This is a genomic window from Actinocrinis sp. (genome assembly GCF_035938995.1).
GTDB lineage: Bacteria > Actinomycetota > Actinomycetes > Streptomycetales > Catenulisporaceae > DASZGI01.
Window position 1 is genome coordinate 1 of record NZ_DASZGI010000156.1, and the last position, 13027, is coordinate 13027.

General features: G+C 69.9%; 11 protein-coding genes. 3 read left to right on the forward strand and 8 right to left on the reverse strand.

The features are described 5' to 3' along the window. Together VGZ32_RS11130 and VGZ32_RS11135 are read right to left on the reverse strand one after the other, a co-directional pair. Positions 1–221 (reverse strand): HAAS signaling domain-containing protein (locus VGZ32_RS11130; RefSeq protein ID WP_326885860.1); only part of this gene is annotated, 221 nt, incomplete at its 3' end. Continuing rightward, entirely contained in the window at positions 218–625 is a 408-nt protein-coding gene (locus tag VGZ32_RS11135) for a PadR family transcriptional regulator (RefSeq protein WP_326885861.1), read from the reverse strand. The genes VGZ32_RS11130 and VGZ32_RS11135, both read right to left, overlap by 4 nt. 353 nt (positions 626–978) lie before the next feature. Here VGZ32_RS11135 and VGZ32_RS11140 point away from each other — a divergent pair, with 353 nt between their 5' ends. Together VGZ32_RS11140 and VGZ32_RS11145 are read left to right on the forward strand one after the other, a co-directional pair. Then, the gene (locus VGZ32_RS11140; protein ID WP_326885862.1) at positions 979–5049 is read left to right on the forward strand and encodes a glycoside hydrolase family 3 C-terminal domain-containing protein; all 4071 of its coding nucleotides are present in this window, start codon (positions 979–981) and stop codon (positions 5047–5049) included. Between the two features lie 161 nt (positions 5050–5210). Continuing rightward, positions 5211–6440: an ROK family transcriptional regulator gene (locus tag VGZ32_RS11145; RefSeq protein ID WP_326885863.1), complete on the forward strand. Its 1230-nt coding sequence runs from the start codon at positions 5211–5213 to the stop codon at positions 6438–6440. 174 nt (positions 6441–6614) lie between these two features. Here the strand turns inward: VGZ32_RS11145 and VGZ32_RS11150 are convergent, their stop codons facing one another. Both VGZ32_RS11150 and VGZ32_RS11155 read right to left on the reverse strand, forming a co-directional pair. Then, complete coding sequence (locus VGZ32_RS11150; RefSeq protein ID WP_326885864.1) at positions 6615–6902, reverse strand: ASCH domain-containing protein; 288 nt, start codon at positions 6900–6902, stop codon at positions 6615–6617. A gap of 49 nt (positions 6903–6951) precedes the next feature. After that, positions 6952–7503: a hypothetical protein gene (locus tag VGZ32_RS11155; protein WP_326885865.1), complete on the reverse strand. Its 552-nt coding sequence runs from the start codon at positions 7501–7503 to the stop codon at positions 6952–6954. A gap of 126 nt (positions 7504–7629) precedes the next feature. Here VGZ32_RS11155 and VGZ32_RS11160 point away from each other — a divergent pair, with 126 nt between their 5' ends. Continuing rightward, positions 7630–8481, forward strand: a complete 852-nt coding sequence (locus tag VGZ32_RS11160; RefSeq protein WP_326885866.1) for an SMP-30/gluconolactonase/LRE family protein — start codon at positions 7630–7632, stop codon at positions 8479–8481. A gap of 304 nt (positions 8482–8785) precedes the next feature. Here VGZ32_RS11160 and VGZ32_RS11165 read toward each other — a convergent pair whose 3' ends face one another. From VGZ32_RS11165 to VGZ32_RS11180, 4 genes are read right to left on the reverse strand one after another with little or no spacing between them, the layout of a single operon-like run. Next, on the reverse strand, positions 8786–9934 hold the full coding sequence (locus VGZ32_RS11165) for an NADase-type glycan-binding domain-containing protein (protein ID WP_326885867.1): 1149 nt from the start codon (positions 9932–9934) through the stop codon (positions 8786–8788). Next, entirely contained in the window at positions 9931–10608 is a 678-nt protein-coding gene (locus VGZ32_RS11170) for a phage tail protein (protein WP_326885868.1), read from the reverse strand. Before VGZ32_RS11170 ends, VGZ32_RS11165 begins: the two co-directional genes overlap by 4 nt. After that, positions 10609–12558 carry a putative baseplate assembly protein gene (locus VGZ32_RS11175; protein ID WP_326885869.1) on the reverse strand — a complete coding sequence of 650 codons (1950 nt, stop codon included), beginning with the start codon at positions 12556–12558 and terminating at the stop codon, positions 10609–10611. A 7-nt stretch (positions 12559–12565) separates the two neighbouring features. Then, complete coding sequence (locus VGZ32_RS11180) at positions 12566–13018, reverse strand: GPW/gp25 family protein (protein WP_326885870.1); 453 nt, start codon at positions 13016–13018, stop codon at positions 12566–12568. Positions 13019–13027 lie beyond the last annotated feature (9 nt).

Consider the following 13027-nt stretch of genomic DNA (forward strand, 5'->3'; position numbering starts at 1 on the left):
GCCGCGACGATCTCGCGCGGCGAGCCCAGCGCCTCAAGCACCGCGCTCACGGCTTCGGCGTCGTCGCGTCCGCTCTCGGCCAGGGCGACCTGGATGTGCGAGCGCACGTCGTCGACCAGTTCCCTGCGCCGCCCCGCCGGGAGCGAGCGCGCGGCCGCCTTCAGGTCACTGAGATAGTGCTCGATCCGCCGCGCCGCGCCGGTGTTGCCCGTCCTGCTCACTGTGGTCCCCCACTGCTGGTGTCGGTGCCGTCGTTGTCTGTGTTGCTTGTGCCCGTGTTGCTTGTGTCTGTGGCGATGAAGTGTTCGACCGCATCGCGGAAACTCGCCCATTCGGCGGTGAATTCGGCCAGTGCCCGCCTGCCGTCCGCGGTGAGCGCGTAGTAACGCCGCGGCGGTCCGGAGGGCGACTCCTGCCAGGAGGTCTCCACCAGCTCGTCGCGGCGCAGCCGGGACAGCAGCGGGTAGATCGTCCCCTCGCTGGTGACCATCGCGTCGGCCGAGCCGAGGTCGCGTACGAGTTCGACCCCGTAGCGCGGACCGTCGCGCAGCAGCGCGAGGACGCAGTACTCGAGCACGCCCCGCCGCAGCTGGCTCACCGCCTTGAGTGCGCCGCCAGGTTCCATGCGTCACAAGGTAGCGGAAGGTTGCTTGCGCCGCAAGGTACCCGGCGGCGCACGATGCGGGGGAGGGGAGTGGTGAGGGTCCAGTGGAGTGACGTGGCGCGGGCATCGGCCTGACTCCAGGCAAATTGCCCAGCACGGCGGCGATTAAGAACCTTGACTTATGCGTAATCTCGGACCAATATCGGGTTCGAACCGTCGAGGCCCCGATGAGTAAGTGACATTCGTGGACACGCCGGCGCACCGCGTTCACGCCAGTCGACCCGCCCCGCGAAGCGGCGCCCGCGCCTGCCGGGCCGACGCGCCGGCGTGTCCACGACTTCCCCCGCCTTACCCACGACGATGGAGTCGAGTCGATGAGACGAATACCGTCGCGCCGTCGCCCCCTGATAGCCGCGGGCTGTGCCTTAGCTCTCGCCGGCGCCTTCGCGACCGCTGCCAACGCCGCTCCCACTCGCGGAGCCGTGCGCACTGCCCCTGCGGCGAGCAGCCAGCCCATCTACCTGAACACCAGCTACTCCGCTGAGGAGCGCGCCGCAGACTTGGTCTCGCGGATGACGCTGGCCGAGAAGGTCGCGCAGCTGAGCACGACGAGCGCGCCGGCGATCCCGCGCTTGGGCGTGCAGCAGTACACGTACCAGGCCGAAGCCCAGCACGGCGTCAACTACCTGGGCGCCGACCAGAACAGCGGCAACCATCCGAACCCGCCGGTCGCAACCAGCTTCCCGACCAACTTCGCGTCGAGCATGTCCTGGGACCCGAGCCTGGTGTATCAGGAGACGACGGCGATCTCGGACGAGGCGCGCGGTTTCCTGGACAAGTCGTTGTTCGGCACCGGGCAGAACAACCTGGGACCGTCGGCGAGTGATTACGGCAGCCTGACGTTCTGGGCGCCGACCGTGAACCTGGACCGGGACCCGCGCTGGGGACGCACCGACGAGGCCTTCGGTGAGGACCCGTACCTGGTCGGGCAGATGGCCGGGGCGTTCGTCAACGGCTTCCAGGGCAACACCATGTCCGGGCAGTCCATCAACGGCTACTTGAAGGCCGCCGCGACCGCCAAGCACTACGCCCTCAACAACGAGGAGCTGAACCGCCTCGGCGACTCCTCCAACGTCGACGACGCCACCCTGCGCGAGTACTACCTGGCGCAGTTCTCCAGCCTGATCCAGAACGCGCATGTCGCGGGCCTGATGACCTCGTACAACGCGATCAACGGCACGCCGTCGGTGGCGGACACGTACACCGCGAACCAGATCGCGCAGCGCACCGACGGATTCAACGGCTACGTCACCTCCGACTGCGGCGCGGTCGGCACGACGTACCAGAACTTCCCGAGCGGCCACGCCTGGGCACCGCCCGGCTTCTCCACGGATGACGGCGGCACGAACGCGATCTGGACCAACACGGCCACCGGCGCGAAGGTTTCCGGCCAGGCCGGCGGCCAGGCGTACGCGCTGCGCGCCGGAACGGACGTGAACTGCGGCGGCAACGAGAACACCGTCCCGAACATCCAGGCCGCGATCAGCGCCGGGATCCTGAGCGTGGGCGTGATCGACAATGCGCTGATCCACCTGTTCACGATCCGCATGCAGACCGGCGAGTTCGATCCGGCGAGCAGCGTGCCGTACACCGGCATCACCAAGTCGGCGATCCAGAGCCCGGCCCATCAGGCCCTTGCGACGCAGGTCGCGGACAACTCGCTGGTGCTGCTGAAGAACGCGAACGTCTCGGGCACCAGCGCCCCGCTGCTGCCGGCGAGCCCGTCGAAGCTGAACAACGTCGTCATCCTCGGCGACATGGCCAACGCGGTGACCCTCGGCGACTACTCCGGCGCCCCGAGCCTCCAGGTCAACGCGGTGCAGGGCATCACCAGCGCGATCAAGGCGGTGAACCCGAACGCGAACATCCTGTTCGACGCGGCCGGCACCTCCAGCACCGCCACCTCGGCCGCGGTGCTCAGCGCCTCGACGCAGACGGCGATCAAGAACGCTGATCTGGTGATCCTCTTCGTGGGCACCAACCAGAACAACGCCCAGGAGGGCGTCGACCGCACGACGCTCAACATGCCGGGCAACTACGACTCGCTGATCAACCAGACGGCGGCGCTGGGCAACCCGAAGACGGCGATGGTCATCCAGTCCGACGGCCCGGTGAAGATCAGCGACGTCCAGTCCGAAGTCCCCGCAATCGTCTTCAGCGGTTACAACGGTGAAAGCCAGGGCACCGCGCTCGCCGACGTTCTCCTCGGCAAGCAGAACCCCAGTGGGCACCTGAACTTCACCTGGTACGCCGACGACTCGCAGCTTCCTGCGATGAGCAATTACAGCATCACGCCGGCCGAAACCGGTGGTCTCGGCCGCACCTACCAGTACTTCACCGGCACGCCCACGTACCCCTTCGGCTACGGCCTGAGCTACAGCAACTTCTCCTACTCGGCGGCGACCGTCGATAACTCCAGCGTGACTGCGGACGGCACCGTCAACGTCAGCTTCACCGTCACCAACACCGGAAGCACCGCAGGCGCGACCGTCGCGCAGCTCTACGTCGCCACACCCTTCACCGTCTCCGGAGTGCAACTCCCGAACAAGCGGCTCGAGGGCTTCCAGAAGACCAACGTGCTGAACCCCGGCGCCTCACAGCAGATCACCATCCCGGTGAAGATCAGCGATCTGTGGTTCTGGGACTCCACGAACATGAAGGAAGTCGTCTACGACGGCACTTACGCCTTCCAGGTCGGCGCCAGCTCCGGCGACATCCGCTCGACCGTGAACGTCGCGGTCACCGGCGCCATCACCCCGAAGGTCCAATACGTCACCGTTCAGCCGCCGGCCTTCGTCTACAACGCCGGGCAGACCCTCGACCTCACGGCGAAGAACCCGTGGATCGCCGACGACACCACCGGCGTCGGCTCGGTGCCGCAGGGCCGGAACATGAGCGTGACCGCGGACAACATCGTCGAGGCCGCGAACAACGACCAGTCGTTCGTCAACCTTTCCGGCGCCCAGGTCAGCTACTCGACCAGCGACCCGACGGTGGCGACGGTCAGCACCGCAGGCCTGGTCCACGCGGTCGGCGACGGCGTCGCGACGATCTCGGTGACCGTCAACGGCGTCACGGGATCTACGCCGATCGTCGTGCAGCACACGCTGACCCTCAACGCGCCGCCGGTGACGACTGCAAACGGCACGGTCACGGCGACCACGACGTACGTCAACGGCGGCACCGCTGCGCAGAGCAACGTCAACCTGTCCGTCACCGCGCCGAGCGGCTGGACCGCGTCGGCGACCACACCCTCCTCCTTCTCCAGCGTGGCCGGTGGGCAGACGGTGCAGACCACGTGGCACCTGACCGCGCCCGCAGGCGCATCGCCGGGTGCTTACGCGCTCTCCGCGCAGGCCGCAGTGACCGGCACCGGGCCGTACACCGATTCCGGCACGATCAACATCGCCTATCCCTCATTCACCGCAGCCTTCGACAACGTCGGCATCACCGACGACTCCAACACGAAGCCGGGCAACTTCGACGGCCCCAACGGCGCCAGCTATTCGGCGCAGGCCCTGGCCTCGGCCGGATTGTCGCCGGGCGGTTCGTTCACCCACGACGGAGTCACCTTCACCTGGCCGAACGTCGCCTCGGGAACCAACGACAACATCGTGGCCGAGGGGCAGACAGTCCCGCTGTCCGGCTCCGGCACCACGCTGGGCATCCTGGGCTCGTCTGCCTACGGCACGGGATCCGGGACCGGAACGATCGTCTACACCGATGGCAGTACCCAGACATTCGGGCTCGCCTTCGCCGACTGGTGGTCCTCGACCGCAGCCGGTGGCACGGACATCGCGGCCACGCTGTCGTACATCAACAACAACGCCGGCAAGCAGACCCAGACCGTGCACATGTACTACCAAGCTGTCTCGCTCACAGCGGGCAAGACCGTGCAGGATGTCGTCCTGCCCAACGTCAGCGCCGGTGCGACGCCGAATGTCACCGCGACACACATCTTCGCGTTGGCCATATCGGGGTCGTCAACAAGCGGTGTGATCAGCCTTCGTGCACACGCGAACGGCAAGATCGTGACCGCTGACAACGCCGGTGCCAGTCCGCTGATCGCGAACCGCACCGCGATCGGCCCGTGGGAGCAGTTCGATCTGATCAACAACTCGGACGGCAGTGTGAGCTTCCGGGCGCACGCGAACGGCGACATCGTCACGGCCGATAACGCCGGTGCCAGCCCATTGATCGCGAACCGCACCGCGATCGGGCCGTGGGAGGAGTTCGACCTCATCCATAACTCCGATGGCAGTGTGAGCTTCCGGGCGCACGCGAACGGCGACATCGTCACGGCCGATAACGCCGGTGCCAGCCCGCTGATCGCGAACCGCACCGCGATCGGGCCCTGGGAGGAATTCGACCTCATCAATGACTGACCGGTTGTCCGATTGACGGCGTGAACCCGCGCCCGATCGATCAGCGGCCCGCGGGACCTGCCTCGACGCAGGTTCCGCGGGCCGTCGGCGCGCCCGCTGCGCCTGTCGCGCCGCTGTCGTCGATGGTTCGGCCGGCCGTACGGTACAAAGAGATCGCACAGTTGCACGACCTCAGGGAGGAGTCCGCCGTCAACGCGCCGCTGAATCTCCGGGAAGAGGGGCGCCTGCGCGTGCTCCAGGCGCTGTACGACAGCGTCAGGACCAGCCGCCCCGAGCTGATCCGCCGCACCGGCCTGTCCCGCGCGACGGTGTCCGCCCTCGTCGCGGACCTGATCACCACCGGGCTCGTGCAGGAGGAGAACGGGCCGGCCGAACAGGAGACCCGGCCCACCGGGCGCCCCGCGCAGCCGCTGTCGCTCAATCCGTCCGCCGCGTATGCCATCGGCGCCGACATCGGCCACGCGCACGTGCGTGTCGTGCTGTGCGACCTGTTCGGCACGCCCGTGTGGGACCGGGGCGAGATCAAGGAGGTCGACCGGGCGCCGTACGAGACCCTCGACCTGGTCGCGGAGCTGATCGACCAGGCGATGCGGGACTGCGGCGTGCCGCGCGAGCGGGTGCTCGGCCTCGGCGCGGGCATCGCGTCCCCGGTGGACCGCGACGGCGCGCTGGGTGGCGAGGGGATCCTGCCGGGGTGGACCGGTATCCGCCCCAAAGCCGAACTGGAGGAGCGCACTGGCCTTCTCACCCAGCTGACCAACGACGCCAACGCCGGCGCGCTGGCCGAACGGCTCTACGGCGCTGGCCGCACCGCCGACGACATGGTCTACGTGCGCCTGTCCGCCGGGATCGGCGCGGGCATCGTCGCCGACGGCCGACTCCTGCTCGGCGCCGGAGGCCTGGCCGGGGAGTTCGGCCACCTGCCCGCCGTCCGCAACGGCCGGGTGTGCCGCTGCGGCAACCGCGGCTGCCTGGAAACGGTCGCCAGCCCCGTCGCCATCGCCCGACTGCTCGAAGAAAGCTGGGGCCAGCCGGTCACCGCGGCCGACCTGCCGAACCTGCTCGCGCGAGGCAACGCCGGAGCCCGCCGGGTGATCGAAGACGCGGGCGAAGCGGTCGGCCATGCACTGGCCGGACTGGTGACGCTGGTGAACCCGCAGCTCATCGTGATCGGCGGCGACCTCGCTGCGGCGGGCGAGGCCCTTTTCGAGCCCGTCCGCCGCGCGATCGCCCGCACCGCCCTCCCCTCCGCGGCGAACCAGGTCACGGTGGTTGCAGGCGAACTCGGCCCGCGCGCCGAAGTGCGCGGAGCCGCCGGAGGCGTGCTGGCCAGCGCCCCGCGCAGCCTCGCCATCATGAGCGGCGCCGATCCCCTCGCCCTGCCTGACTGACGTCTGCGAAAACAACTGGGGTGACGGCAGAGCGACGGGCATCCGTCGCCGACTGACCCCGGCACACGGGGAGCAGGCCGATCAACGGACTTTGCGCGGGGACCGGGGCCGGATGCGCACTGAGATGAGCGCTCTCTCATGACCTGAGCGAGGATCGCCAGCGCGGCGCGGCGCCTAATCGACGACGTGGAACTCGATCCGGTAGAGGAGCGTGTCGTCGTGGATCGGCCCGGCGTGGGCGGCTCGCCGACGGAGTGATTCGAGGTCGGTCTCGCCGGAGCGTCGCAGGTCGGCGGCGTCGATGGAGGAGAAGGGGAGCAGCTCGACCGAGTCGACCACGATCTGGCCGGTGCCAACGCGGTAGCGGCCGCCGGCCTTCACCTGGGCTCGGCGCCAGAGCCGGAACGAGACGGTGATGTCGCCGGAAAGCACTTCCGCGCGCAATTCCTGGCTGAACTCCATGCGCACACGCTACGGCTGGCCGGCGACACCGACATCTCCCGGCGACGGGTCAGGACGCTTCTTCACGCCAGAATGGCTGGGCGTGGTGCGCCGCGGTCAGAATCGCGTCCGCGTCCAGGACGAGATCGGCGTCTTCCAGGCCACGGTTCGGCCACGAACACGTCAGGGTGAGCAGGCCGGGCGGTGGTGGCAGCGGCGACATCCACAAGGCCTGGCGTACGTGCTCGCTGTTGTCCGGGCCGCCTGAGGAACTCTCGGACTTGCAGACCATAAGCGTGGGCCCGTTCCCGCTGCGCAGCCCCGCTTCGTCATCCAGCGCGACCTGACTGCCGTCGGCGAGCCGAAGACGGAAAAGCAGCTGGCGATGCCCGCTGAAGTCCGTCGGATCAAACGGGGTCTCGGCGAGCGATGGTCCGTGCGCGTGGGCCTCGATCTCGACTTCGACGCCGGTCGGGTAGGCCAGCACTTGTCGTACGGCCAGCACGTATCTGTCCGACTGTGCGATGAGTACCGGCCCTGTGACGTATCCGCCGATCATCTCCGGCGGCCCGTACCACTCCGGCAGATCACCGGAGCCCCCGTTGCCCCGCGTCGCGTGCATGCGTGGAGCGTACTGTCTCGCGGCCGCGCCAGGGCGGGAGCATGTCGATCGGCCGGGTTGTCGTTCGTATAGGAGGCAAAGATGTCGGCCCCGGTCGGCGCAACCTGGTGATACGAGGAGAGAGCGATGTCCGAGCCGAAGGTCCTGCTGACCGGTCTGGGGATTCCCGAGTCGCCGCGATGGCACGAGGGGCGGCTGTGGTTCTGCAACTGGATCGAACGGCAGGTCATGGCGGTCGGCCTGGACGGAAAGGCCGAGGTGATGGCCACGCTGGATCCTGACAGTCACCCGATGGGGTATTCGATCGACTGGCTGCCCGACGGAAGGCTGCTGGTGACGGGCGACAAGCTGCGCCGACAGGAGCGCGACAGATCGATGGCCGTGCATGCCGATCAGCACGCGAACGAGATCGTGGTGGACGGCCGCGGCAACATCTACCTCAACGGCGCGGACTTCGCATTCGCCGCCGGAGCGCCGCCCAAGCCCGGCTACATCAAGCTGGTCACCCCGGACGGCCGCCTGCGTCAGGTCGCCGACGACATCCAGTTTCCCAACGGCATGGTCATCACGCCCGACAACCGGACGCTGATCGTCTCGGAGTCGTTCGCGGGACAGTTGACCGCGTTCGACATCGACGATGACGGGGGGCTGTCGCGCCGCCGGGTCTTCGCCGAAGGGCTCGGTCCGGACGGCATCTGCCTGGACGCCGAAGGCGCGTTATGGGTGTCCACCGGCGGCAACTCGGTCGTGCGGGTGGCCGAGGGCGGCGAGGTGCTGCAACGCGTCGAACTCGGGGTCGACCGGGCGCCGTTCGCGCTGATGCTCGGCGGCCCCGACCGGCGGACCCTGTTCATCATGACCGCCGAGTGGCGAAGCGGCGACGGCATCATGGAGAACCTTCAGCGGCTGAATCAGGGCCCGCGCACCGGGGAGATCCTCACCTTCCCGGTCGCGGTGCCTGGTGCCGGTCGGCCCTGACCAACCTGGTCCAGGCGCGTGTCGGCGCCCGGCTGGAGTCCGGGCGTCGACACCGCTGATCTCACCTCATGCCGCCGAGGTGGCCGGTTGGCCGAGGTGTCGGGCGAAGAACCGGACGGCGCAGTCGGCCTCGAACCGTTTTCAGCCGCCCACGAGTGACCCGACCGTCACCGGCCTAGTCACCGCGGTGGTGGTTATTGTCGGCGTCGGTGCGGCGAGCCTCGGCGGTCGGTGAATCCGGGCTCTCGAAGAGCCCGGATTCACCGACCGCTGTTGTATTGCAGGGAAGGCCGACGGAGCAGCTCTACGGACCCTGCGACGGCTGCCCCGTGCTCAGCACGAAGAACTGGATCTCGCGCACCGCCAGATCGTGCTTCTTCTGGCCCGGGTAGGAGTCCTTGACCGTGAATGTCACCGACGTGACGTGGCGGAGTAGGACCGACCGGTTCTGGAAGTCTGCGGTGTCGTCGAACGTCAGCGTCGTCGCTCCGGTGGCGGAGGCGCCGGGTCCGCCGACGGTGAACGTCAGGTCGTGTGGGCGGGCGGAGGCGCGGAAGTCGGCGGGATCGGCCCCGGACAGGAAGCCGATCTGGTCGATGTCCACCGGGGTCGCGAAGGTCACGGTGATGGTGTCGCCGACCCCGTCCTGGCGCTGTGACGAGGCCCAGTAGGTGTTGTTCAGGCCGTCCACGGCGAGTCCCGCGGCGTGGTCTTTCTCAGCGTCCGCGGTCGCACCGATCGGCGTGACGTTCACGTAGTGCACGCTCAGCGTGGCCTTCGCCTTGCCGAACAGGGTGAACACGTGGTCGGTCACCCACGCGCGGGCCGGTCCGAGCCCGATGCCGATGAATCCGAGGACAATGAACAGCGGCGCGGCCTTGCCGAGCTTGATGTGCCGCGGCAAAAGGTGGCGGCGGCGCTTGGGCAGGTGGGGTGATCCGGCGGCGTGGTGCCGGTCCGGGTGGTCGCGGAACCCGCCGGGCCGCTCGCCCGCCACATAGCCGGTGCGGCGCCGGAACAACCGCTGCCACCAGCGCCGCCGCCGCTCCTTCGGCTGGGCGTCGAGCCGCAGAAGGCTGCCACAGGCGCGGCAGAAGCGGCGGCCCTCCGGGTTGCGCGTGCCGCACGCGGTGCAATAGGGGCCGGTGTATTCGGGCTCGGACTCCAGCGGAACCGGATCGGTGCGGCGGGCCTCCGGGGTCGGGATCCGGCCGGCCGGGTCGATCTGGTCGGGGGGCGGCGCGATCGGTGCGTGCTGCGGCATCGGCTGCGCGTTGAACGAGACTGCCGGGCGCTGCGTGTTCGGCGTGACCGGAGGCGGCAGCAGCGGCGCGGTGAGCTGGGACGGGCGCGGTTCGACGCGCTCGCCCGCCCAGTCCAGCAGCGCGCCGCACGAGGAGCAGAAGCCGTCCGCGGAAGGCGCGGAGTTTCCACACTCGCGGCAGAGGATCATGGTTGACCTCCGTACAATCTCGGTCCGGGCGGCTGCTCGGGAGTTTGGTCATCAGGCATTTGCGGTTCGAGTGCATAGGGTTCGGGCGGCCGGGGTTCCGGCACCGTGGCGCGGGTCACCGCGACCTCGATCGGGCAGTGCACACCGGCCTCGGCTTGCAGCGCGGCGCGCACGTCGTCGGCGACGTCGTCCGGATCCCGGTCCGGTTGGATCAGAACATTGATGCGCGCCGGTCCGCCGGGCCAGTCGTGGACGGCCAGCGGCGCTGTGGACCAGCGGGTACCGCCAGAGTCGTCGAGATGGACGCAGTCGTCCGGCACTTCCGCGGCGCGAGCTGCCGCGATGCGCACCGCCGTCGGCGTTCCGCGCTCCGCATACGTCACCACCGCACCGGCGACCCGCTCGCGTGCGGCGACGGTATCCGGTGGGAGCGGCGCGCATCCGACCAGGTCCGCGAGCCAGGGCAGGAAGTCGTCCGGGGCCAGCCACGGGTCGAGGTAGGCGGCGAAGCAGTCCATCGCGCTGACCAGCGGCGCGATCAGCTCGTCGAACGCATGGCAGAGCTCGAGGAAGAGCGGGTCCTCCTGGTAGACCGCCGGCACCGCGCGGCGCAGCGCCATCGGGGCCGCGACCCCGGGGCCGCCCGGCCGCGCCGCACTGATCAGACCTCTCATCTAGTTCACCCGCACCTGGTGGTCGTAGGAGAACGGCAGCATGTCCGCACCCAGATCGAGCGCCGGCGCGGACTCGCCGCGCGCCCCGGTGACCGGGTCCGCCGGATAGAGCCGCGCCTCCTCGACGTAGTCCGCGCCGGGCACGGTCGCGAGTGCCGCGTGCACATCGCCCAACGTCACTGGGCGTCCGAACGGCCAGCCCTGCCCGTCCGGGCCGCCGAGGCGGGGATGCAGCCAGTGATAGAGCGCCTCGAGCGCCGCGGTCCGCACCGCCTCGGTGTCGGCGCTGCGCGACCGGATGCGCACCGCGACCGTCACCCCCTGATACCGCGGCGGCTCGACCGCGACGCGCACCCCGACCAGGCGGCGCTCCTCCAGCGCGGCGGCGATCGCGGCCAGGCTGGGGGCGTCGGGGGTCAGCGCGTCGAACGGCAGCCGGCCCGAGCCGTAACCGGACACGTCGGGCACGATCAGAACCCTGACCGGTTCCTCGGCGCGCGCCGGGGCGACGCACCGCGCCCGCACGGCGCCGGACACCGCCTGCGCCGCCAGAGCCTCGTAATCCTCCGCGGTCACCGCCCGGCCGCGGCCGCGCAGCGCTTGGGCGGCGCGGACCTTGGCCTCGTCCACCGTCTCGCCGTCGCGTCCGCCGCGGGCCGGCTTCCGGTTGGAAACCGAGGAGACGTAAGGGATCGCCGAACGCAGCACGGCGAGCGCACCGGCCCGGACGTTGCCCACCGAACCGCCGCCGGTCCAGTAGCCGAGTGCCCGCACCTCCGCCGCTTCCGGCGGCACCATGCCATGGCACCGGACGCTTCCGTCGGCCAGGCGCACCGCGGGGCCGAATTCGATGTCGCCGGTCACCGGGTCGAGGGTGAAGTGCCGGTCCTCGACGCCGCTCGCCGAGAAGTCGTCGACCAGCTGCCATTCCCGCCAGCCCGTGCCGTCGGAGACCTCGACGACGATCGGCGGGATGCTCGGAAGCACCGGCGCGCGGTGCAGCCGGAACCGTTGCCCGGGCGCGCCCTCCGCGGCGCCGAGCATGTCTTCGGGGACGTATTCGGCGTGCTGGGCGGCGACCGTCCCGCCGACGCAATCCGCGGTGAGCCGGGTCAGCGTCGGGGTCCTGCTATACGCGGGCACGCCGTCCGCCGGGGCCGTGACGACCGCGCGCAGCCACGCCGCACGCACCCCGTTGACGAGGCAGGAGGCGTGCTCGGGCGGCAGGTGCAGCAGGATCTCGCCCGGCCGGTTCAGGCCGCCGGTGCTGTCCCGGTCGACCTCGCACTCCACCCACCCCGAGCCCTGATACGCCTCCCAGCGCAACGGCGGCCGGTCCGGGTCCACGCCGATACCGTCGATACGGCTGTCCGTGCGCAGCGCGATCAGGCACGACGGAGCGGGCGCGGACAAGCCGACGTAGAGCCGGTCGCCGGGCTGGGGAACGGGGGAGAAACACTCCGCCGTCTCGCCCTCGCGCATCGCCGCCCGCAGGTCGCGCAGCGTGTCGATGCCGCCCGCGGTGTCCGCCGACGCCGCCCGCAGTTCGATCAGGCTCACCGGCACCATCGGCAGTTCACGCAGGGTCGCGAAGGAAACCGGCTGCTCGTTCGGAACGCGGGGCGTGGCCACCCGGAAGCCGGCCGGCACCGTCACCGTTTCGGACCGCGGGGCGGACAGCCGGAAGGTCAGGTCCGCGCGGGCGGCTGCGGGCGGACGGCGCACGATGCCCAGCAGGTCGAGGAACTTGCGGTGATGGCGTTCCGGCACCTGGTTCAGCCGGTACGCCAGCTGGTCCGCGATGGTCGCGACCGCCTCGATCAGGGTGACCCCGGGGTCGTGCACGTTGTGGTCGCTCCACTCCGGCACGCGGCGGCGCACCAGGCGCTTCGCGTCGTCCACGAAGTCCTGGAAGCGGCGGTCGTCGAGGTCGGGGGCGGGCAGCGGCATCGGTGGATCATTCCTCGGGAATCGAGTAGAACGGGAAGACCAGGTTGCGGCGGTCGTTGGTGGCGCTGACCCGGTAGTCGACCGAGATGTGCAGCACGGGCGGGCCGTCCGCGCCGCCGTCCGGGTCGGGCTGCGCGGTGACGCCGAGCACTTCGATGCGCGGCTCCCAGCGGGTGAGCGCGGCGGCGACCATGGCGGACGCCCGTCCGGCCAGCGAGGCGTCCACCGTCTCGAATACGAGTTCGTGCACCGCGCAGCCGAACTCCGGGCGCATCGGCCGCTCGCCCGGCGAGGTGCCGAGGATCAGCCGGATCGCCTCGGCCACGTCGTCCTCGCCCGTGGACAGGCCGAACGCCCCGGAGCTGTCGAGCCGCAGCGGGAAGCTCCAGCCCCGGCCGACGAACTGCGCGCCGTCCGCTTCCGCGGACCCGATCCCGGTCACCGCCGCGGGCTGTCCCATATCAGACTC

What these genes read in the sequence shown, in the direction of transcription:
- VGZ32_RS11135 (WP_326885861.1), bottom strand. Translation starts at nt 625, where the DNA reads ATGGAACCTGGCGGCGCACTCAAGGCGGTGAGCCAGCTGCGGCGGGGC.
- VGZ32_RS11140 (WP_326885862.1), top strand. Translation starts at nt 979, where the DNA reads ATGAGACGAATACCGTCGCGCCGTCGCCCCCTGATAGCCGCGGGCTGT.
- VGZ32_RS11150 (WP_326885864.1), bottom strand. Translation starts at nt 6,902, where the DNA reads ATGGAGTTCAGCCAGGAATTGCGCGCGGAAGTGCTTTCCGGCGACATC.
- VGZ32_RS11155 (WP_326885865.1), bottom strand. Translation starts at nt 7,503, where the DNA reads ATGCACGCGACGCGGGGCAACGGGGGCTCCGGTGATCTGCCGGAGTGG.
- VGZ32_RS11160 (WP_326885866.1), top strand. Translation starts at nt 7,630, where the DNA reads ATGTCCGAGCCGAAGGTCCTGCTGACCGGTCTGGGGATTCCCGAGTCG.
- VGZ32_RS11165 (WP_326885867.1), bottom strand. Translation starts at nt 9,934, where the DNA reads ATGATCCTCTGCCGCGAGTGTGGAAACTCCGCGCCTTCCGCGGACGGC.
- VGZ32_RS11170 (WP_326885868.1), bottom strand. Translation starts at nt 10,608, where the DNA reads ATGAGAGGTCTGATCAGTGCGGCGCGGCCGGGCGGCCCCGGGGTCGCG.
- VGZ32_RS11175 (WP_326885869.1), bottom strand. Translation starts at nt 12,558, where the DNA reads ATGCCGCTGCCCGCCCCCGACCTCGACGACCGCCGCTTCCAGGACTTC.
- VGZ32_RS11180 (WP_326885870.1), bottom strand. Translation starts at nt 13,018, where the DNA reads ATGGGACAGCCCGCGGCGGTGACCGGGATCGGGTCCGCGGAAGCGGAC.